We start from the raw sequence: 224 nt of genomic DNA on the forward strand, positions 1-224 counted from the left end.
TCTGATATGTGTATACGAGACAGGTCTTTGAGTGGGCCAGTGCTTCCTCTTCGCTACGCGCGGTGGCGTTGGCTGGCTGACKCAGACCKAGGCGCTGAACCATCTGCTGGAAGCGCTCGCGGTCTTCGGCGCGGTCGATGGCGTCAGGGCTGGTGCCGATGATCGGCACGCCGGCTTCTTCCAGAGCCTGTCTCTTATACATCTCCGAGCCCACGAGACGAACT

1 protein-coding gene is annotated in these 224 nt (G+C 60.8%); it reads right to left on the bottom strand.

Annotated elements, in window-relative coordinates:
• Positions 1–224: hypothetical protein (locus ACQ4LH_RS22340; protein WP_430699041.1), on the bottom strand; the 224-nt coding region annotated here is incomplete at both ends.

Source organism: Pseudomonas peli, assembly GCF_050563605.1.
Classification (GTDB): Bacteria; Pseudomonadota; Gammaproteobacteria; order Pseudomonadales; family Pseudomonadaceae; genus Aquipseudomonas; species Aquipseudomonas peli_A.